The sequence below is a fragment of the Actinosynnema sp. NPDC023794 genome, assembly GCF_040639675.1.
In the GTDB taxonomy this organism is placed as follows: domain Bacteria; phylum Actinomycetota; class Actinomycetes; order Mycobacteriales; family Pseudonocardiaceae; genus Actinosynnema; species Actinosynnema luteola.
This window is the reverse complement of sequence record NZ_JBFAFR010000001.1, coordinates 208,897-229,752: the sequence shown is the minus strand read 5'-3', so window position 1 is coordinate 229,752 and position 20,856 is coordinate 208,897. Positions and strand designations below refer to the sequence as shown.

13 protein-coding genes are annotated in these 20,856 nt (G+C 73.3%); 7 read left to right on the top strand and 6 right to left on the bottom strand.

What is annotated here, in order from left to right; genetic code table 11:
• Positions 1–77 precede the first annotated feature (77 nt).
• On the bottom strand, positions 78–1,670 hold the full coding sequence (locus tag AB0H12_RS01030; protein WP_499619867.1) for a beta-1,3-glucanase family protein: 1,593 nt from the start codon (positions 1,668–1,670) through the stop codon (positions 78–80).
• Positions 1,671–1,868: 198 nt separating this feature from the next.
• Between AB0H12_RS01030 and AB0H12_RS01025 the strand changes: the two genes are divergently transcribed.
• On the top strand, positions 1,869–3,068 hold the full coding sequence (locus tag AB0H12_RS01025; protein WP_499619865.1) for a cysteine desulfurase-like protein: 1,200 nt from the start codon (positions 1,869–1,871) through the stop codon (positions 3,066–3,068).
• A 140-nt stretch (positions 3,069–3,208) separates the two neighbouring features.
• On the top strand, positions 3,209–3,961 hold the full coding sequence (locus AB0H12_RS01020; RefSeq protein WP_499619863.1) for a hypothetical protein: 753 nt from the start codon (positions 3,209–3,211) through the stop codon (positions 3,959–3,961).
• A 50-nt stretch (positions 3,962–4,011) separates the two neighbouring features.
• Here AB0H12_RS01020 and AB0H12_RS01015 read toward each other — a convergent pair whose 3' ends face one another.
• Positions 4,012–4,671, bottom strand: coding sequence for a TetR/AcrR family transcriptional regulator (locus AB0H12_RS01015; protein ID WP_499619861.1), 660 nt, complete (start codon positions 4,669–4,671; stop codon positions 4,012–4,014).
• Between the two features lie 56 nt (positions 4,672–4,727).
• Between AB0H12_RS01015 and AB0H12_RS01010 the strand changes: the two genes are divergently transcribed.
• Positions 4,728–6,302 (top strand): ABC-F family ATP-binding cassette domain-containing protein, encoded by a 1,575-nt coding sequence (locus AB0H12_RS01010; RefSeq protein ID WP_499619859.1) that lies wholly within the window; start codon positions 4,728–4,730, stop codon positions 6,300–6,302.
• Here AB0H12_RS01010 and AB0H12_RS01005 read toward each other — a convergent pair.
• A complete protein-coding gene (locus AB0H12_RS01005) occupies positions 6,299–6,898 on the bottom strand; it encodes an acetoacetate decarboxylase family protein (RefSeq protein ID WP_499619857.1) in 600 nt (199 codons plus the stop codon). The genes AB0H12_RS01010 and AB0H12_RS01005 overlap by 4 nt on opposite strands.
• A 176-nt stretch (positions 6,899–7,074) precedes the next feature.
• On the opposite strand from AB0H12_RS01005, the gene AB0H12_RS01000 reads away from it, so the two are divergent.
• Positions 7,075–9,141, top strand: coding sequence for an acyltransferase family protein (locus AB0H12_RS01000; protein WP_499619856.1), 2,067 nt, complete (start codon positions 7,075–7,077; stop codon positions 9,139–9,141).
• On the opposite strand, the gene AB0H12_RS00995 is transcribed toward AB0H12_RS01000, so the two are convergent.
• Entirely contained in the window at positions 9,142–12,951 is a 3,810-nt protein-coding gene (locus tag AB0H12_RS00995) for a DEAD/DEAH box helicase (protein ID WP_499619854.1), read from the bottom strand. It abuts the gene before it with no gap.
• 234 nt (positions 12,952–13,185) lie between these two features.
• On the bottom strand, positions 13,186–14,316 hold the full coding sequence (locus AB0H12_RS00990; RefSeq protein WP_499619853.1) for an alkaline phosphatase family protein: 1,131 nt from the start codon (positions 14,314–14,316) through the stop codon (positions 13,186–13,188).
• Positions 14,317–14,352: 36 nt separating this feature from the next.
• Between AB0H12_RS00990 and AB0H12_RS00985 the strand changes: the two genes are divergently transcribed.
• Positions 14,353–14,859 (top strand): DinB family protein, encoded by a 507-nt coding sequence (locus AB0H12_RS00985; RefSeq protein ID WP_499619851.1) that lies wholly within the window; start codon positions 14,353–14,355, stop codon positions 14,857–14,859.
• Between the two features lie 16 nt (positions 14,860–14,875).
• Here the strand turns inward: AB0H12_RS00985 and AB0H12_RS00980 are convergent, their stop codons facing one another.
• Entirely contained in the window at positions 14,876–17,227 is a 2,352-nt protein-coding gene (locus AB0H12_RS00980) for an HAD-IC family P-type ATPase (protein ID WP_499619850.1), read from the bottom strand.
• A gap of 168 nt (positions 17,228–17,395) precedes the next feature.
• Here AB0H12_RS00980 and AB0H12_RS00975 point away from each other — a divergent pair, with 168 nt between their 5' ends.
• Together AB0H12_RS00975 and AB0H12_RS00970 are read left to right on the top strand one after the other, a co-directional pair.
• Complete coding sequence (locus tag AB0H12_RS00975; protein ID WP_499619849.1) at positions 17,396–19,729, top strand: phosphoketolase family protein; 2,334 nt, start codon at positions 17,396–17,398, stop codon at positions 19,727–19,729.
• A gap of 1 nt (position 19,730) precedes the next feature.
• Positions 19,731–20,801, top strand: a complete 1,071-nt coding sequence (locus AB0H12_RS00970) for an acetate/propionate family kinase (RefSeq protein WP_499619848.1) — start codon at positions 19,731–19,733, stop codon at positions 20,799–20,801.
• The last annotated feature ends 55 nt before the right edge of the window (positions 20,802–20,856 follow it).

Sequence of the window (20,856 nt, the reverse complement as noted above, 5' to 3'; positions counted from 1 at the left end):
GGGTGGACGCGGCGCGACGGCGGGTGGTCGCGCCGCGTCCGGTCGGTGGTGGACTGTGAGCGTCGCCTACGGCGCGCTCAACGACGCCACTTCTGGTTCGCCGTGCCCGCGCAGTCCCACAGCTGCAGGACCGCGTCGTTGTCGGGGTTCCAGTCGGCGATGTCCACGCACTTGTTCGCCTGCGGGTTGACGAGGTCGCCCGCGGCGGTCAGGACGAACTGCTGGGCCGGGTTCCCGCTGCACCTCGCGACCTGGACGGCGGCGCCGTTCGAGGTCGAGCCCCAGGCCACGTCCATGCACATGTCGTTCTGCGTGCGGAACGTGCCGCCGGTCGACTCCCACCGCTGGTTCGTGCCGCCCGTGCAGTCCCACACGACCAGGCGCCGGCCGTCGGCGAAGTCCCAGTTCGGCACGTCGACGCACTTGCCGTGCCACGCGCTGACGATGCTGCCCGCCGGCCCCGGCGGAGGAGTGCCGCCGCCACCCGTGAACGGCGTCAGGACGATCCCCGCCGAACGCGGGTCGCCGTCGTGCACCAACGACTCCTGCGCCTGCACGTCGTCGAACGCGAAGCCGTAGGCCTTGCCGTCCACCATGTTCTGGTGCACGAGCCGCGAGTAGTGGTTGGTGAGCGGCCCCTGGTAGAAGTCGGCGGGCCCGCCGCCGGGCTGGGTGTCGATCCGGCCGAGCGTGGAGCGGTGCAGCGCGGCGCACAGGGTGCGCGCGATCGGACCCACGACCTGGTCGTTGGGCGCGTGCAGCGCGCCGTCGCAACCCCACACGTTCGACGTGGACGGTTTGGCGAACGATGCCACCTGACGTCCTGACGAGTCGGTGAAGTTCATGGTGTTGCCCGACGTGCGGCCGAAGTAGCGGATGTCCGGCCGGTCGCCGAACGGCACCACGGTCAACGTCTTGGTGGTGTAGGCGTTCCACGCCTGCGTGATGTACGGGTCGAGGTAGGCGCGGTCGAACAGGCCCGCGTCGGCCGCCTTGCCCGGTGCGAGCACGCGCACCACCGTGCCGTCGGCGCGGGTGCGGACCGAGCCCGCCCAGCCGGCCTGGTCGCGCACGCCGTTGATGACGTTGTCGCGGCCGTTCGCGACCAGCTCACCGGTCTTCTTCGTCACGCCGCTCGCGCCGGTCACGGTGACCGCGTGCGGCACGGCGAACATGTCCACCTGCGAGCTGTTCAACCACAGGCCCGCGTCGTTGTAGGTGAACTCGCTCCAGTCGAACAGGATGTCCCGGTTCGGGTCGCTCGGCGACCACGGCGCGGGCTGCACCAGGCCGTCCGGCGTGAGGAAGAACTTGAGCCGCTCCCCGAACGACATGTAGACGCGGCCGGAGATGAACCGCGGCACGCGCAGCGTGATGGCGCCGCCGTTGGGCGGGCCCGCGATCGACACGTCCGGCGCGGGCGAGGGCGGGTTGGCCCCGGCCGGCCACGGCGTGAAGGTGCCCGACTGGTTGACGTGCCCGAGCCGGCCGCCGGGACGGATGTCGGTGCCGAGGACGTACAGGTGGACGGCCTCGGCACGGCCGCTGTTGTTGGTGATCGTGATCGGCAGCAGGTCAGGTCCGACGGCCGCGGCCGGTGTGGCGGCGGCCAGTGACGCCGACGTGGCGAGCGCGGCGAACGCGCTCAACCACTTCGTCAGGGTGCGCATGGGTGCGACTCCTCGGTGCAGGGCAAGGTTGTCCCGACCTCCCGGCCGGTTTCAGGGCGGCCCGGCGGTCGGGCGCCGACGCGGACGCAGTCCGTGAGAGCGCTTCCATAGCGTTGTGCGATGGTTGGACCACTGTCAAGGGGAGAACGTGACCCGGACCACTGGAGTCCGATGTGGATCGGCGGTCAGAGTGGTGGCATGACCTACGACGTCGACTCCGTCCGCGCCCGCTTCCCCTCCCTCGCCACCGGCACCGCCCACTTCGACGGTCCGGGAGGCTCGCAGGTGCCCGCCGCCGTCGCGGACGCCATGCGTGACGCGATGACCTCGTCCCTGGCCAACCGGGGCGTGGTGACCGACGCCGAACGCGCGGCCGACGCGATCGTGCTGGACGCCCGACGCGCCGTGGCGGACCTGCTCGGCGCGCCGCCGGAAGGCGTGGTGTTCGGGCGCAGCATGACGCAGCTGACCTACGACTTCGCCCGCACGCTGGCGCGGACCTGGGCGCCCGGTGACGAGGTGGTGGTGACGAGGCTCGACCACGACGCGAACGTGCGGCCGTGGGTGCAGGCGGCCGAGGCGGTCGGCGCGGTGGTGCGGTGGGTGGGGTTCGACCCGGCGACCGGTGAGCTCGACGACGTCGCCGAGGTGCTGTCGGAGCGGACCCGGCTGGTGGCCGTCACGGCGGCGTCGAACCTGATCGGCACGCGACCCGCGTTGGCGGGGATCGGCGCTGCGGCGCACGAGCGCGGCGCGCTGTTCTACGTGGACGGCGTGCACTTCGCCGCGCACCACCCGGTGGACGTGGAGGCGATCGGGGCGGACTTCTTCGCGTGCTCGCCGTACAAGTTCTTCGGGCCGCACTGCGGTGTGGTGGCGGGGCGGCCGGAGGTGCTGGCGGACCTGCGGCCGGACAAGCTGCTGCCGTCGCCGGACGCGGTGCCGGAGCGGTTCGAGCTGGGCACTCTGCCGTACGAGGTGCTGGCCGGCTGCACGGCCGCGGTGGACTTCATCGCCGGCCTGGTCCCGTCGGTCGGGGCCCGCCGTGAGCGGATCGCGGCGTCGTTGGCGGCGGTGGGCGAGCACGAGGACCGGTTGCGGGAGAGGGTCGAGGCGGGGCTGGCGGCGCTGCCCGGCGTGACGGTGTGGTCGCGGGCCCGGCTGCGCACGCCGACCGTCCTGGTGACGTTCGCCGGGCACGCGGCGGCGGACGTCTACCGGCACCTGGCCGGGTTGGGCGTGAACGCGCCGGCGGGCTCGTTCTACGCGATCGAGGCGTCCCGGTGGCTGGGGCTCGGCGACACCGGCGGGCTCAGGGTCGGGCTCGCGCCGTACTCGACCGACGCCGAGGTGGACCGGCTGCTCGGCGGGGTGGCCGCGTTCCTGCGTTCGGCCTAGTGACGACCCCTGACGTGATGGGACGACCGGCGCAATGTCGACGTGACCGGTGAACACCGCTCATCGGGTGGCCGTACCCCCGGACGAGAACGGGTCACCCGCCGCGCAGGTGCGCCCGTACCCACACAGGAAGGTGGTCCATGAGGCACACACGTCCCCAGTTCGGCAGGAAGCGCGCGGTGGTGATCGGTGCGGTCGGTGTGGCGGCGATGGTGGTCACGGCGGTGGCCGCCCTCGCCACCGCCGGTGGCGGCGACGGGCAGGCGATCGTCTGCCCGTCGCCGGTCGGCGCGCTGTCCGCCGTGCCCGACGCGGCGAAGACCGAGGTCGCCCGTGAACTCGCGAACCTGGACGAGCAGCTCGGCGAGGCCAACGAGCGGTTGGCGCGATCGGAGGGCGAGGGCGGGCCGGACTTCGTCGACAACGCGATCCTCGGCCCGTTGGCGAGCAAGCGGACCGCCGCGTTGGACCGGATCGGGATCGCCATCGGCCGGGTCGCCGGGCAGCGGCCGGACGGGCTGGAGGACTTCGCCGAGTGCGCGCTGGGCGAGGCGGGCGACGTCGTCGAGGTCACCTCGCCCCCGGTCGTGGAGGAGGTCGCCGAGCAGGTGATCGAGTGCCCGTCGCCGGTGGGCGCGTTGGCGGAGGTGCCCGCGGCGGCTCAGGACGAGGTGGCGCGGGAACTGGCGAACCTCGACGAGCAGGTGGAGGAGGCGAACGAGCGGCTGGTCGAGACCGAGGGCCAGGGTGGGCCGAACTTCGTGGACAACGCGATCCTGGGTCCGTTGGCGAGCAAGCGGACGGCCGCGTTGAACCGGATCGAGACGGCGATCGGTCGGGTCGCGGAGAAGCCCGAGGGGTTGGAGCGGTTCGCCGAGTGCTCGCTGGGGTGAGCGGAGAACCCTGGTCGGTCCGGGTGTGCGCCCGGACCGGCCCGCGCCGTTCAGGGCGAGCCGGCCAGGCCGGTCAGGAAGCGGTCGAGGCCCTGGCTGAACAGGGTGTCCCAGTCGGGGTCGTCGAGGTGGTCGTTGGCGGCCAGGGTGGGGTAGGCGTCGGCGTTCGCCCGGACGTGGGCGTTGGCGGCGTCCCGCACGGCCGCGTTCCGCCACGTGGACTGGGTCAGGGCGGAGCCGATGGCGAAGTTGGCCAGGCCGTGCGTCGCGGCGGCCAGGTCGACGCCCCGGAAGCCCGCGGCGGCCAGCGTCGCCTGGAGGAACTCGGTGCGCCGCAGCACGTTCGGGCCCAGCGTCGGTCGACCCAGCAACGGCGGCGACCACGGGTGGCGCAGCATCGTCGCCCGCCACGCCAGCACCAGGGCGCGGACCGCGTCCGCCCACTCCCCGCCGTCCGGCACCGGGACCTCGGCGAAGATCGCGTCCACGGCCAGGTCCAGCACGTCGTCCTTGGTCTTCACGTGCCAGTACAGCGTGGGAGGCGCGACGTCGAGGCGGTCGGCGAGCGCGCGCATGGTGAGTCGGCCCGCGCCCTCGGCGTCCAGCAGCGCCACCGCCGCCACGACGATCCGGTCCACGGTGAGCGGCGCGTCCCGCCGCCCCCTGGCGGGCCTCAACCACACCCCGCCCTGATAACCCGTCGAGTCCACGATCGGGACTCTAGTACGTTGGTCGGGTTCTCGACCAATGTTCGAGAGGGTGGCCGATGGCTCACGTCGAGGTGTCCGACCTGACCTACGCGCTGACCGACGGTCGCGTGCTGCTGGACCGCGTGTCGTTCCGCGTCGGCGAGGGCGTCACCGCCGGCCTGGTCGGTCCGAACGGCGCCGGCAAGACGACGCTGCTGCGGCTCGTGGCCGGTGAGCTGCGTCCGGCGTCCGGCGAGATCGCCACCAGCGGCGGCGTCGGGGTGATGCGGCAGTTCATCACCGGCGACACCGTTCGCGACCTGCTGCTCGCCGTCGCGCCCGACCGCGTCCGGACGAGCGCGGAGGCCCTGGCCGATGCCGAGGCCGCGGTGACCGGACGCGACGAGGAGGACACCCAGCTGGCCCTCGCGAACGCCATCGCCGAGCACGTCGACGCGGGCGGCTACGACATCGAGGTCGTCTGGGACACGTGCACGACCGTCGCGCTCGGCCTGCCGTTCGCGCAGGCCGCCGACCGGCCCGTCGGCACGCTGTCGGGCGGCGAGCAGAAGCGCCTGGTGCTGGAAGCCCTCCTGCGCGGCCCGGACGACGTGCTGCTGCTGGACGAGCCGGACAACTACCTGGACGTGCCCGGCAAGCAGTGGCTGGCCCGGGAGCTGGTCGCGAGCCGCAAGACGATCCTGCTGGTCTCGCACGACCGGCAGCTGCTCGCCGACGCCGCCGACCGGATCGTCGCCGTCGAGGACCGCGGCGTCTGGGTGCACGGCGGCGGCTTCGCCACGTTCGCCCGGGCCAGGCACGACCGGATCGACCGGCTCGACGAGCGGCGCAAGCGGTGGCGCGACGAGCACCGCAGGCTGAAGACCACCGTGCACACCCTGCGCCAGAGCGCCGCCCGCAACGACGCCGTGTCCTCGGCCTACCGCGCCGCGAGCGCCCGGCTGGCCAGGTTCGAGGAGGCCGGCCCGCCGCAACGGCCGCCGAAGCAGCGGAACGTCCGGATGCGCCTCCAGGGCGGTCGCACCGGAAAGCAGGCGTTGAGCTGCCAGGGTCTCGCGGTGCCCGGCCTGATCGAGCCGTTCGACCTCGACGTGTGGTTCGGCGAGCGGATCGCCGTGGTCGGCGCGAACGGCACCGGGAAGTCCTGGCTCCTGCGCGTGCTCGCCGACCCGTCCGCCACCCGGCACTCGGGCCGGATCTCCTTCGGCGCGCGGGTGGAGCCCGGCCACTTCGCCCAGACCCACGCCCGTCCCGACCTGGTCGGCCGCGCGGTGGCCGACATCGTGACGCAGGACAACGGGATCGAGCGCGACGACGCGATGGCCGCCCTCGCCCGCTACGAGCTCGCCCCCGCGTGGCGGCAGCCGTTCGAGACGCTGTCGGGCGGCCAGCAGGCGCGGTTGCAGATCCTGCTGCTGGAGCTGGCCGGCGAGACGCTGCTGCTGTTGGACGAGCCGACCGACAACCTCGACGTGGCCGCCGCGGACGCCCTCCAGGAGGGCTTGCGCGCGTTCACCGGCACCGTCGTGGCCATCACCCACGACCGCTGGTTCGCCGCCGACTTCGACCGGTACCTGCACGTCGACCGGGACGGCCGGGTCGAGGAGGTGCCCGAGCCGGTCTGGTCCTAGCGGTGGCGCGGCCCGAACGCCATTCGCAGCCCGCGGACGGCGACGCTGACCAGCGGCCGGTGGGGGAGCAGCCACGCCAGTCCGCCCGCCGGGTCGACGTGCCAGCGAGCGCGGACCGGGGCCACGCGACCGGTGGCGCGCAGGGGCGTGCGGGCCAGGCCGTCACCGAACGCCTGCCAGGTCGACCCGAGAACCGGCAGCCGCACGCCGAACCGCGGCGTCCGAGCCCGGATCGAGGCGATCGGACCGCGCTCGTCCCGGGCCGACGCGGCGAGGTCCCGACCCCACTCGAACTCGGCCAGTTCCTTCGGGATGCCCCACAGCTCACGGCCGCCCGCCCGCGACGCCGGGCTGTCCACCCAGATGCGCGTGATCGACACCCCGAACCGCGGGCCACGCCGCACCAGCACGGCGGCCAGCACCTCGTGGTAGGCCAAGCCGGGCGGCCGGTAGTCCACGAACGCCGTGCCGACCACGGCCCGCCCGAACACGGTCACCGGCCGCACCGGCAGCGGTGGCAGCACCGTCGCCCGGACCAGCCACACCGACACGCACGCGCGGCCGTGCAGCTCCCACGGTTCCGGCGGATAGGTCACCGATCACCCCTCACGGCTCCGGACGCGGGTCACGGTCACCATATGTCCGGCCACCTCGACATCGCGCGCTCGGCAGTGGCATCCACGGCGGCACCCGCCACCGCGCCGAGCGGTCATGTACCGTGCTGCGCCGACAGCCTGTAGTCAGGCGACACGTGTGGGGGACGGGCGAAAGAGTGAGTACGGTCATCGAGGAACGCGCGCCCGCGGAGGCGCGAAGACAGTCGGCGTTCCGCACCGACATCCAGTCCTTGCGCGCCATCGCGGTGCTCGCCGTGGTGGTCAACCACCTCTGGCCGGGCGGTCTCACCGGCGGCTACGTCGGCGTCGACGTGTTCTTCGTCATCTCCGGCTTCCTGATCAGCTCGCACCTCGACCGCGAGATCACCTCCACCGGCCGCGTCCGCCTCGGCCGCTTCTACGCCCGCCGCATCCGCCGGCTGTTGCCCGCCGCGTTGCTGGTGCTCGGCGTGAGCGTCGTCGCCGCGTACCTCCTGTTGCCGTACCCGCGGTGGGAGGCGACCGCGGCCGAGTCGGTCGCCTCCGCCCTGTACTGGGAGAACTGGCTCCTCGCGGCGAAGTCGGTCGACTACTCGGCGGCCAACACGGCGGCCAGCCTCGTGCAGCACTACTGGTCGCTGTCGGTGGAGGAGCAGTTCTACCTGGTCTGGCCGTTGCTCCTGGTGGTGTTGTTCAAGGTCCGGCAACGGCGGGCGCAGGTCGTCGGCATCGCGCTGGTCGGCGCGGCGTCGTTGGCGTTCAGCATCCACTACACGCAGGTCGAGCCGAACCAGGCGTACTTCGTCACGCAGGGCCGCGTCTGGGAGTTCGCGCTGGGCGCGCTCATCGCGCTGACCGGCGTCGAGTTGTCGAAGCGGCTGGCCGGGGTGGCTTCGGCGGTCGGGTTCGCCATGATCCTCGGGTCCGCGTTCCTCTACGACCACGCGACGCCGTTCCCCGGTTACCTCGCGTTGGTGCCGACCGTCGGCACGGCCCTCGTCATCGCGTCCGGGCAACGCCCGGGACGGCAGTGGCACGCCGCGGTCACGGCGTCGTCGCCGGTGCAGTTCCTGGGCGGCATCAGCTACTCGCTGTACCTGTGGCACTGGCCGTTGATCATGGTCGCGCCGTTCGTGTTCGCGGACGCGTTGCAGGCGGGCCGGATGACCACGCCACTGCTGCTCGTGGTGCTCGGGGTGTCGCTCGTGCTGGCGTACCTGTCGAAGGTGCTGGTCGAGGACAGGGGCATCGCGGTCCGCCTCGGGACCGGCCGGACGTTCGCCGCGATGGTGGTCGGCCTCCTCGTCGTCTCCGCGGCCGCGGCCGGGTTGAACTGGACCTACGGGCGGCACGTCGCGCAGGCCGAGCGGGAGGCCGAGGAGCGCGGCGTCGGGGTGTGCGTCGGCGGGCAGGCCCTGATCCCGGCCAACGGCTGCCCGAACCCGTTGGGTCCGGCGGAGGTCGTGCACATGGGGCCCGTCAACGAGTACTTCAAGGCGCCGCCCGGTTGCGTCGGTGTCGAGGGCGTGGCCGACGTCTCGCTGTGCGACTACAGCGGTGGATCGGCGTCCGCGCGGGTGGTCTGGCTCGTCGGCGACTCGCACGCCCAGCAGTGGCAGCCACCGGTGGTCGACCTGGCCCGCGAGCACGGCTGGGTGCTCAAGTTCGCCTACCTGGGCGGGTGTCCGTTCGCGGAGGTCGACTTCGTCGGCTACCGCGGCGTCGCGACCGACGAGGCCAGGCGCAAGTGCGCCGACTGGACCGCGCGGATGACCGACGAGATCGCGGAGGACTCGCCGTCGCTGGTGCTGACCTCGTTCTACGCGCGCAAGGAGCTCGTGGACGACGGCAGCGGCCGTTCGCAGACCGAGCAGTACCGCGACGGGCTCGAACCGCGGTGGAAGCGGTGGACCGACGCGGGTGCGCGCGTGGTGGTGTTGGGCGACCCGCCGTTGAACGGCGAGGTGCGGGACCACCAGTGCGTGGCGCTCAACCCCGGTGACCCGGGGGTGTGCGCGGTGGACCGTGCGACGGCGCAGCCTTCGGACCCGTTGTCGGAGGTCGCGCGGACCAGCGACAACGAGATGGTGTCGTTGGCGGACTTCACCGACTACTTCTGCGACGCGCACAAGTGCCACGGCGTGGTCGGCAACATCGCCGTGTACTACGACCCCGACCACCTCAACGCCGCGTTCAGCCGGAGCCTCGCGCCGGTGTTGGCAGGGGCGCTCGACCGCGGGTAGTCACCGGCCGAGCCCTCGGCGGGTGCGTGCCGGTGGCGGTGGGGTGCCTTCGGTGTCGAGGCCGGTGTAGGCGGTGAGCCAGCCGGTGGCGCGGTAGTCGCCGCGGCGGGTGAACACAGCCACCCCGGTCTCGGTCGGGTCGTCGTCCTCCGCCGGTGGGTAGGCGACGGTCGCGGCCGTCGTCGGCGTGGTCCAGGTCCGGCCACGCCAGGCGACCGCGGTCGCGCCCGTGCCGCCCGTGACGGTGGCGTTGTCGGCGTGCGCGGTGAGGGTGTGGTTGGTGGTGCGCTCGCGCAGCAACGCGGTGTAGCCGGCGTGGTCCAGGACGCAGCCCGCCGGTGAACGCCCCGGTGGCCAGTCCGGCGCGCGGAGACCCCGCGCGACCGCCGAGCGCCACAGGCCCGGCACCACGTCCCTGAGGTGGGCGCGGGTGGCCATCTCCTCGCACATCCACAGCAGCCTGCCCGCGCCGCGGCCCGGTGCGAGGCTCCGCCAGCGGACGCGGTGGTCGAGGTCGGCGGCCACCACGGCGATCCACGGGTGCACGGTGCCCAGCACGCCCTGCGCGGCCAGCCACGCCAGGAACCTCGGCGCCTGCTCGTACACCGGGTGCAGGGTGGCCAGCGGGATGCCGCCCGCCACGCGCCGCTTCCCGTCGAACAGGTGCGGCGACCGTGCCGCGAGCAGCAGCGCCGCCCACGCCAGGTCGCCCGGCGCGGTGGTCGTCTGCGAGCCGAGGCCCTTGACCGACGTCGTGTGGGTGATCTGCGACGTCTTGCCGCCCGCCTTGATGACCGTGGCCACGGCCGGCCGCACCGGCTCCGGCACCGGGATGCCCGCCAGGTCGCGGACGGCGACCGACAGGACCAGGCTGAGCGCGTTCTCCGCCTCGTCCGGGTCGTGCGGCACGGGCAGCAGACCGAGCGTGCGGCGCAACCGGTGGCCGGTGTGCGTGGACACCATCATCCGCGCGGTGAGGCGGCCCAGCTCGGTGATGTCGAGCCGGTCGCCGGTCGACGTCAGGTGGCCCTCGTCCACCAGGAACGCCACGGCTTCCTGCACCGGCTCCAGGTCGTCGTCGCCCTGCGCGTGCGCCAGCGTCTCGACCCACCACGCCTGCGCGTCGTCCACCGTGCCGATCCGGCCCTGGAGCACCTCGGCCAGCACGTGGTCGGGCAGCGAGTCGCGGATCCGCGAGTAGACCGAGTACCCGGCCACCAGCCGGGTCTGCCAGTCGGCGCGCTGCGTCTCGTCGACGATCAGGTACGACCAGCCCTCGGTCTCTCCCGCGCCGATGCGCCCGGCCCGGCCGAACATCTGCAGCACGGTGGACGTGTCGATCGGCTCGCCGCCGATGGAGACGTCGCGCACGACCACGGCCCGTGCGGGCAGGTTCACGCCGGCGGCGACGGTGGACGTGGCGACCAGGACGTCCGCTTCACGTGCGCGGAAGGCTCGTTCGGCGGCGTGCTTGTGCTCGTAGTCGGCGTAGTGCAGGCGGACGCCGACCTCCGCGCACGCCTCGGTCAGGCCGTCGACGTCGTCGGGGGCGACGGTGTGCACGGGCGCGCCCCGGTCGGCGGCGATCGCCATCGCGGTGGAGCGGACGTTGCGCTTGGAGCCGCAGAACACCAGCACGCTGCCGCCCTCGGCGGTGTGCCGTTGGGTCAGGTCGAGCACGACCTGCTCGCGCAGCCGGTTGTTCGCGGTGAAGCCGGAGGCGGCCGGGATCGTCGGCAGCTGCCAGGTCACCTTGGACGGCCGCCAGGTCGTGGCCACGAGGTCGGCTTCCAGCCACTCGGCGACCTCGGCGGCGTTGGACACGGTCGCCGAGAGCCCCACGATCCGGACCGGCGAGTCGATGCCGCGGACCCGGGCCAGGAGGGCTTCCAGCAACGCGCCGCGGTTGGGGCTGCCCAGCAGGTGGATCTCGTCCACGACGAGGCAGCCGACCTCGCCGAGCGCGGCCTGGAGGGAGGACGCGCGGCAGATCGCCTCGAACTTCTCGGTGGTGGCGACCCAGAGGTCGGCCGCTTTGACGGCTTCGACGTCGACGGCGTACTCACCGGAGAGGCGTTCGACGCGGAGGCCCTCGTCGCGCCAGGTCTCCAGCTCGCGGTCGAGTTCGTCGGTGAGCGAGCGCTGGGGGACGAGCCAGGCGGCTTTGCGGCCTTCGTGCAGGATCGCCTTCAGCACGGCCAGCATGCCCATCGCGGTCTTGCCCGCGCCGGTCGGTGCGGTGATCAGCAGGTGGGAGTCGCCGTCCACCAGGTGGGGTGCGGCTTGGGCCTGGGCGGGGTTGAGCACGGGGAAGGGCAGGAATCGCGTCCAGTCGGCGGGCACGTGCCGGGTGACCGGGACGGGGTCGGGCACGTCGTCGGCGTTGGTCGGTTCGTGCAGGTCCCACAGCATCTCGAAGGCCAGTCGAGCCGCTCTCGCCCCCTCGCCGACGACCGACTCGCACCGCTCCGGCACCACGCCGCCGACGTCGGACAGCCAGGCGGTGGCGGCGGTCGCGGACACTTCCTCCTGCTCCAACCAGTGGCGGATGGCGCGGTACGGCACCCCGGCCGCTTCGAGCCGCTGCTTCAGCGGGTCGAATACGGACAAATCAGGCAAAACGACCCGAGCGTCCACGCCGGTCGGCACGTCGGGCACGTCGAACGCGGGGTCGACCGTCTTGCACCACCACACGGGCCGCGACTCCAGCGCCGCCAACGCCGGCGGCAACACGGGCACCGCCGCCGAACGCGCCGCCGGCGCAACCTCCGAGCCGCTGAGGATCGACCGGATCCGAGCCGCCATCGCCACGGTGGACACGCGCCGCCCCACCCGAACCCGCGCCTCACCTCCGCCCTCGGCCGCCCCGTCCGCCTCCGCCTCGGCGTCCACGCCCGCCCCGGCGGCTGCCGCATCCTGCGCCCCGCGGTCGACCTCGGCCGCACCGCCGGCCGTCGCGCCCCGCACGGCACCTTCGACTGCCGGCCCAACGACCTCGGTCCCGCCACCGGCCGCCGCACCACCCTCAGCGGCAGGCGAACCGGCCTCCACCTCACCGCGCGATCCGCCCGCCCGCCGCGAATCCCGCGCCGCCCGCTGCGACTCCGCCCGCCGCCGCCCGGAATCCGCTGCCCCCGGCCGCCGCGAACCGTCCTTCGGCGACCCGGCACCGGATTCCGACCGCTGCGAACCCGCCGCCGATCGCGAACCCGTCGCCGGCGATCCGGCACCGGCTTCCGGACGCCGCGGGCCCGCCTCCGGGGAGCCGGGCCCCGCCGCCGGCTGCCGCGAACCCGCCGCCGGCGGCAGGTCCAGCGCGGTCTCGGGCTCGCCGAACCCGGTGCCCGGCGCGGTGGCGCGGCCGGTTCGCGTCGGCGGGTTCCGGGGTGGTTCCAAGGGCTCGGGCGGCGCGGCCGGCGGCCGATCGGCCGCCGGTCGGCGGACGGCGCGCGAGCTGCGGGCCAGGGCTTCGAGTTGGGCGTCCTCCGCGAGGCGGCGCGAGACGGCGTCCGGGCGCAGGTCGCCGAGCACCGAGCGTTGCGCGAGCTTCAACTCCCGCAGCGTGAACGAAGCGGGGCACGCGGGGCACGCGACGGCGGCCTGCAGCTGCTGCCTGCCACGATCCGGGTGGGCGCGGTACAGGCCGTGCAGCTCGCCTGCGCACTTCGGGCACCGCCGGTCGATGGGCAGGGGCGACAGCTGCCAGCCCGGCTCGGCGTACCGCGCGATCGCGGGCTCCGGGCGGACACCCCACCTGGCCTCCACGACCCCGGCGACCGAGGTGTCCACCACCGGCGACCCGTGCTCCACTCGTCGCCTCCCGTCCCCGGCCGCGGTCGTGTCGGCGCCTCCCGGCACGCCCCAGCGCCTCCCGGCACGGCCCCGGAGGCCCCGGAAGCGCCGGGCGTCCTCCTGGCGGCCGACACGTGATGCTATGCCGAGCCGCGTCCGGGCGGCTGCGGCGGTGACGGGCGGGGCTGGTCGGCGCTCGGTCTATCCAACCGATGTACGAGAACACTGTTTCCGTACATTTCCGGGCCATGATCACCCGATCGTGTTCAGGACCGGAATGTGCTGCTCCTCCTCCGTCAGCGAGCCGTGGTGCCCGACAAAGGTAGTGAGTCCCGGCTCCACCGTCGAACGCACCACAGCCAGCGACCCCTTCGCCGCCACCACCAGGTCGCCGATCCGCGGCAGCACGTGGTCGTCCACCCGTGGCCCGAACCACCCCGCCGCCACGGCCTCCGCGCGCGACGCGATCCACGCCCGATCACCCAGCCGCTCCACCCACCGGGCCCGCACCGCCTCCACCGCCGACGTGTAGACGTGCCGCACCCGGGCCTCGCCGCCGAGCAACCGCACACCGTCGCGCAGCACGTCGTCGGTGTCGAAGTCGACCCGGTCGTCCGCCGCCACCATCCCGTGGTCGGCCGTCACGACCAACGCCCCACCGGCCGGCAACCCGTCGGCCACCGCCGCCGCCAACCGGTCGACGAACCGCAACTGCCACCGCCACGCCTCGCTGCCCGGCCCGTGCACGTGCCCGAGCGCGTCCAGGTCGGCGTGGTAGGCGTAGCAGAGCACCCGGTCGTCCGACCGCATCGCCTCCGCCACCCGCGCCACGAGGTCGCCGAACCCGAGCACGCCCTGGAACCGCCCACCCCGCAGCACGGCCCGCGTCAGCCCGCTGCCCTTCTGCTCGCGCGGCAGCACGAGCCGCACCGCCACCCCGGCGTCGGCCGCCGCCTCGAACGCCGTCCGCCGCGGCTGCACGTCCTCCGGCACGAGCACGTCCCGCAAGTCGACGTGCGGGGTCGCCCCGTACCGCGACCACCGCAACGCGTTCAGCACCTCGCCACCGTCGGCGAACGAGTACCCGACCAACCCGTGCTCACCGGTCGGCACCCCGGTGCCCAACGCGGCCAGGCTGCTCGCCGTGGTCGCCGGGAACCCGGCCGTGATCGGCGGACCCGCCAACGACGACAGGAACGGCGCGTCCGCCTCGTGCTCCCGCAACAACCGCCACCCGAGACCGTCCACGAGCAGCACGCACACCCGGGACGGGCCGGAGATGCCGAGCACGTCCACCATCCCCGGCACACCGAGCCCGGCGAGCAACGACGGCACGACGTCGGCCAGCGATCCGCCCCCGTACCGGGGCACCAGCGGGTCCATGGCACGCGACCCTAGCCCTCCGGGGACCATGGACCCATGACCACCGAACGCGTCGGCCCACCCCTGCGCGCCGACGAACGCGAGACGCTGCGCGCGTTCCTCGACTACCACCGCGCCACCCTGGCCATGAAGTGCGACGGCCTGTCCACCGAAGACCTGCGCCGCCGCTCCATGCCGCCGTCCACGCTCACCCTGCTCGGCCTGGTGCGGCACATGGCCGAGGTCGAGCGGACCTGGTTCCGGCGCGTGATCAACCACGAGGACGTCCCGCTGGTCTGGTCGGCCGACGGCGACTTCCAGGTCGCCTACGACGCCTCCACCGCGACCAGGTCCGAGGCGTTCGAGGCCTGGCAGGCGGAGGTCGAGCACGCCCGTCGCATCGAGCGGGAAGCCGAGTCGCTCGACGTCACGGGCCACCACGAGCGCTGGGGCGAGGACGTGTCGCTGCGCCTGGTCATGCTCCACCTGATCCACGAGTACGCCCGGCACAACGGCCACGCCGACTTCCTGCGCGAGGGCATCGACGGCACGGTGGGCGCGTAACGCCACCTCTGCGCGGTCAAGCCGCGGTCGGCCGGCTGATCCGGCCGACCAGTTCCACCAACGCCGCCGCCACGGCGCCGACTGCCACACCCACGAGCAGCCGCTGCGGCGTCACCTCCAGCAGGAACACGTCGGTCGCCAGCACCGGCACGGCGAGGATCACCGCCGCCGTCGTCGCCAAGCCCGCCAGCAGCGCCACCTTCCACCCCGTCAACGGCCGCGCCAGCAGCGACAACGTCCACAGCGACGCCACCAGCACCACGACCGCCGCCACCGTCTGACCGGCCACCCGCCCGCCGGCCGGGTCGAGCGAGCGGATCGCGAGGTCGCCGCCGAACGCCGCCAGCCCGATCACCACACCCGCCGGCACGGCCAACCGCAGCACGCGCCCCAGGAACCCGGGCACATAACGGCGGCGGTTCGGGGCGAGGGCGAGCACGAAACCCGGGACGCCGATCGTCACCGTCGAGATCATGGTGAGCTGGATCGGGGCCAGCGGGTAGGCGATCCCGCTCGCCAGCACGACCAGCGCCAGCACCAGCGAGTACACGTTCTTCACCAGGAACAGGTTCGCCGCCCGCTCGATGTTCGCGATCACCCGCCGACCCTCCGCGACCACGTCCGGCAGGTGCGCGAACCGGCTGTCCAGCAGCACGAGCTGCGCCACCGCCCTGGTCGCGGCGGCGCCGTTGCCCATCGCCACGCCGATGTCGGCGTCCTTCAACGCCATCGCGTCGTTGACGCCGTCACCGGTCATCGCGACCACGTGCCCGCGCCGCTGCAACGCGCCCACCACCGCCCGCTTCTGCTGCGGCGTGACCCTCCCGTACACGGCGGAGGTCTCCAGCACGTCGGCGAGCGCGTCCGGGTCGTCGGGCAGCGTGCGCGCGTCCACCGCCTCGCCCGCGTCGGAGATGCCGGGCAAGCCGACCGACACCGCGACCGCGCCGACCGTGCGCGGGTTGTCGCCGGAGATCACCCGCAGCGTCACGCCCTGCTCGGCGAAGTACCGCAACGTGTCGGCGGCGTCGTCGCGGATCCGCTCGGCGAGCACGACCAGCGCGCGCCCGGTGAGACCGGAGGGCAGCGACGTGCCATCGGCGGGGGAGTGGGCCGAGGCGAGGACCAGCACGCGCTTGCCCTGCGCTGCCAGGTCGGCGGCGCGTTCGGCCGCCGGTCCGCCCTCGGGGAACACCATCTCCGGCGCGCCGAGCACCCACGTGCCGTGACCGAGAGCGTCCACAGAGGACCACTTCCGGGTCGACGAGAACGGCACGCCTCCCACGCGCTGCCAAGTGGTGGAGGAGAACTCCTCGGCCAGCGCGGCGGACGTGGCGTTCGCGTCGGGCGCCGTCGCCAGCAACGCCAGCGCCTCCCGGACGTCATCCTGCGGGCCGTCCGCCATCAGCTGGTCGAACACGATCTCGCCGTGCGTGAGCGTGCCAGTCTTGTCGAGGCAGACGACGTCGACGCGGGCGAGCACCTCCACCGCCGGCAGCTCCTGCACCAGGGTCTGCCTCCGCGCCAGGGCCACCGCGGCGAGCATGAACGCCAGGCTGGTGAGCAGCACCAGCCCTTCGGGGACCATGCCGACCAGCGCCGCGACCGCGCCGGTCATCGCCTCCTGCCAGTCGTCGGTGTCGGGGCTGCGCAGTTGGCCCCACAGCAGCAGAGGGCCGACCACCAGCATCATCAGCGAGATCCACCGCAGCAGCTTGTTCGTGCCGGCGACCAACTCGGACCGCACCGCGGTGAACCGGCGAGCCTCGGCGGTGAGCCGGGTCGCGTAGGCGTCCGCGCCGACCGCCGTCGCCTGGAACCGGCCCGACCCGGCGACCACGATCGACCCGGACCGCACGTCGTCGCCGACGGCCTTGTGGACGGGCTCGGACTCGCCGGTCAGCAGCGACTCGTCCAGTTCCAGGCCTTCGGCCGCGGTGACCGCGCCGTCGGCCACGACCTGGTCGCCGGCGCGCACGGTGATCAGGTCGTCAGCCACCACGTCGCCGACGTCGACCTCGGACGTCACACCGTCGCGCGTCACCCGGGCGTGTGGCGCGTTGAGCACGGCGAGCCGGTCGAGGGTGCGCTTGGCGCGGAGCTCCTGGACCACGCCGATCGCCGTGTTGGCCACGACGACCAGCCCGAACAGGCCGTTCTGCCAGCGCCCGGTGGCGAGGACGACCAGGAACAACGCGGTCAGCAGGCCGTTGAACGGCGTGATGACGTTCGCCCGGACGACCTGACCCGTGCTGCGGCTCGTGCGGGACCGCACGGCGTTGGTCCGCCCGTCGGCGACGCGCTCCGCGACCTCCGCCGCGCTCAACCCCGCCGCCCGCTCCGCCCGCACGCCGGCGACCTCGGACACAGCCACCTCCCGCGCCCATGGTCACCCGCCGCGTCGCTTCCCGCCCGCCAGTGCGGCACGACGGCCCTCGTCCGCTCGGGAACCGCGCACCAGTGCCGACCGCGGCGCCGACTCGCGCGAGCGGGCGCTCGAGTTTCGGACCCCCGTGATCAGAGCTAGCGTCGGACCATGCCGTCGACCGAGCGGACCGCGGACGACCTGGACCTGCTGGACGCCTACTGGCGTGCGGCGAACTACCTGTCCGTCGGGCAGATCTACCTGCTCGACAACCCGCTGCTGCGCGAACCCCTGCGTCCCGAGCACGTCAAGCCCCGCCTGCTCGGCCACTGGGGCACGACCCCCGGCCTCAACCTCCTCTACGCGCACATGAACCGCGCCATCCGGCAACGCGACCTGAACGCCCTCTACGTCACCGGACCCGGCCACGGCGGTCCCGGGCTCGTCGCCAACGCCTACCTGGAAGGCACCTACAGCGAGGTCTACTCGGGCATCGGCGAGGACCTCGACGGCCTGCGCGCGTTGTTCCGCCAGTTCTCCTTCCCCGGCGGCATCCCGAGTCACGTCGCGCCGGAGACACCCGGCTCGATCCACGAAGGCGGCGAGCTCGGGTACGCCCTGCTGCACGCGTACGGCGCGGTGTTCGACAACCCCGACCTCCTGGCGCTGTGCGTGGTCGGGGACGGTGAGGCGGAGACCGGGCCGCTGGCCGCCAGTTGGCACTCGAACAAGTTCCTCGACCCCGCCCGGGACGGCGTCGTGCTGCCCGTGCTGCACCTCAACGGCTACAAGATCGCCAACCCCGCGGTGCTGGCCCGCATCCCGGACGACGAGCTGGCCTCCTTGCTGCGGGGCTACGGCCACACGCCGCACTTCGTCGTCGGCGACGAGCCCAAAGCCGTGCACGAACAGCTCGCATCCACATTGGACACGGTCCTGGACGACATCGCCGAGATGAAGCAGTCGGCACGACGACCGCCGTGGCCGGTGATCGTGCTGCGCACCCCGAAGGGCTGGACCGGACCGCGCGAAGTGGACGGGAAGCAGGTCGAGGGCACGTTCCACTCGCACCAGGTCCCGCTCGCCGCCACGCGGACCGACGACGGGCACCGCGCGCTGCTGGAGGAGTGGCTGCGCGGCTACCGGCCCGAGGAGCTGTTCGACGACGACGGCCGGCTCGTGCCCGAACTGCGCGCCCTCGCGCCCACCGGCGACCGGCGGATGAGCGCCAACCCGCACACCAACGGCGGCCGGTTGCTGCGCGACCTGCGGATGCCCGACTTCCGCGACCACGCGGTGACCGTGGAACGGCCCGCCGTCGGGAGCAGCGAGGCGACCAAGGTGCTCGGCGCGTTCCTGCGCGACGTGGTGCGCCTCAACCCGGACAACTTCCTCGTCATGGGCCCGGACGAGGTGGCCTCCAACCGGCTGTCGGCCCTGTTCGACGTGACGGGCCGCAAGTGGCGGGCGGACACCGCGCCCGGCGACGACCACCTCGCACCGGACGGCCGGGTGCTGGAGGTGCTGTCGGAGCACCTGTGCCAGGGCTGGCTGGAGGGCTACCTGCTCACCGGCAGGCACGGCCTGTTCACCAGCTACGAGGCGTTCATCCACATCGTCGACTCGATGCTCAACCAGCACGCCAAGTGGCTCAAGACGACCCGGACGATCCCGTGGCGCGCGCCGCTGGCGTCGTTGAACTACCTGCTGTCGTCGCACGTCTGGCGGCAGGACCACAACGGGTTCAGCCACCAGGACCCCGGCTTCCTCGACCACGTGGTGAACAAGAAGGCCGAGATCGTCCGCGTCTACCTGCCGCCCGACACCAACACGCTGCTGTCGGTCGCGGACCACTGCCTGCGCAGCAGGCACTACGTGAACGTGATCGTGGCGGGCAAGCAACCCGCGCTGACGTACCTGGACATGCCGGACGCGGTCGCGCACTGCGCGCGCGGCCTGGGCATCTGGGACTGGGCGGGCACCACCGAGGGCGAGCCGGACGTGGTGCTGGCCTGCGCGGGCGACATCCCGACGTTGGAGACCCTGGCCGCCGCCAAGCTGCTGCGCGCGCACCTGCCCGACCTGAAGGTGCGCGTGGTCAACGTGGTGGACCTCATGCGCCTGCAACCGGACACCGAGCACCCGCACGGCCTGCCGGACCGCGACTTCGACGCGCTGTTCACCGAGGACAAGCCGGTGATCTTCGCGTTCCACGGCTACCCGTGGCTCATCCACCGCCTCACCTACCGCCGCACGAACCACGGCAACCTGCACGTGCGCGGCTACAAGGAGGAAGGCACCACGACCACGCCGTTCGACATGGTGATGCTCAACGACCTGGACCGGTTCCACCTGGTCATGGACGTGATCGACCGGGTGCCGTCGCTGGGCGGCGCGGCGGCGTCGTTGCGGCAGCGCATGGCGGACGCCCGGCTCGCCGCCCGTCAGCACACCCGCGAGCACGGCGAGGACGACCCGGCGATCGCCGACTGGACGTGGGGCTGACGTGCGGGTCCTGGTGGTCAACGCGGGCTCGTCCAGCCTGAAGCTGCGGCTGCTGGCGGCCGACGACGAGGTGGAGCGCACCGCCGACGTCGAGCCGGACCCGGAGCGGCTCGCCGACGTGCTGGAGGACTGGCCGACACCGGACGCCGTCGGGCACCGCGTGGTGCACGGCGGCACGCGGTTCACCGATCCCGTCGTGCTGGACGACCTGGTGCGGCAGGCGCTGGTCGACCTGACCTCGCTCGCGCCGCTGCACCAGCCGAAGTCGTTGGCGGGCTTGGACGCCGTGCACCGGCTGCTGCCGGACGTGCCGGCGGTCGCGTGCTTCGACACCGCGTTCCACACCACCATCCCCGCGTCGGCGGCCACGTACGCCGTGCCCCGGGAGTGGCGGGACCGGTACGCGATCCGCCGCTACGGCTTCCACGGCCTGTCCCACGCCTACTGCGCGCGCCGGGTGGCCGAACTCGTGTCGCCCGGCCTGCGGCTCGTCAGCTGCCACCTGGGCGCGGGCGCGTCGCTGGCGGCGATCGCCGACGGCCGCGCCGTCGACACGACCATGGGCTTCACCCCGTTGGAGGGCTTGGTGATGGCGACCAGGTCGGGCACGGTCGACCCCGGTCTGGTGCTGTGGCTGGAGGAGCACGAGGAGCTGACCCCGCACGAGGTCGCGACCGCGTTGGAGGAGCAGTCCGGGCTCACCGCGCTGGCCGGCACCGGCGACATGCGAAAGATCGACGCGGCGGCGGCCGACGGCGACCCGGACGCCGTGCTGGCGCTGGACGTCTACACGCACCGGCTGGTCGGCGGCATCGCCTCGATGGCCGCCGCGCTCGGCGGTCTGGACGTCCTCGCGTTCACCGGCGGTGTCGGCGAGAAGTCGGCCACGGTGCGCCGCCGTGCCGCCGAGCGGTTGGCGTTCCTCGGGGTGGCGGTCGACTCGGCGCGCAACGACCAAGCCGACGGTGACACCGACATCACCGGGCCGAGCGCGAGCGCCCGGACCCTCGTCGTCACCGCGCGTGAAGACCTGGAGATCGCGCACGGCACCCGAAGCGCGCTCAGCCGCTGACCGCCGATCACGATGCGCCGTGCCTCAGCGGCGATTTCGGCGTCCAACTGCTCGA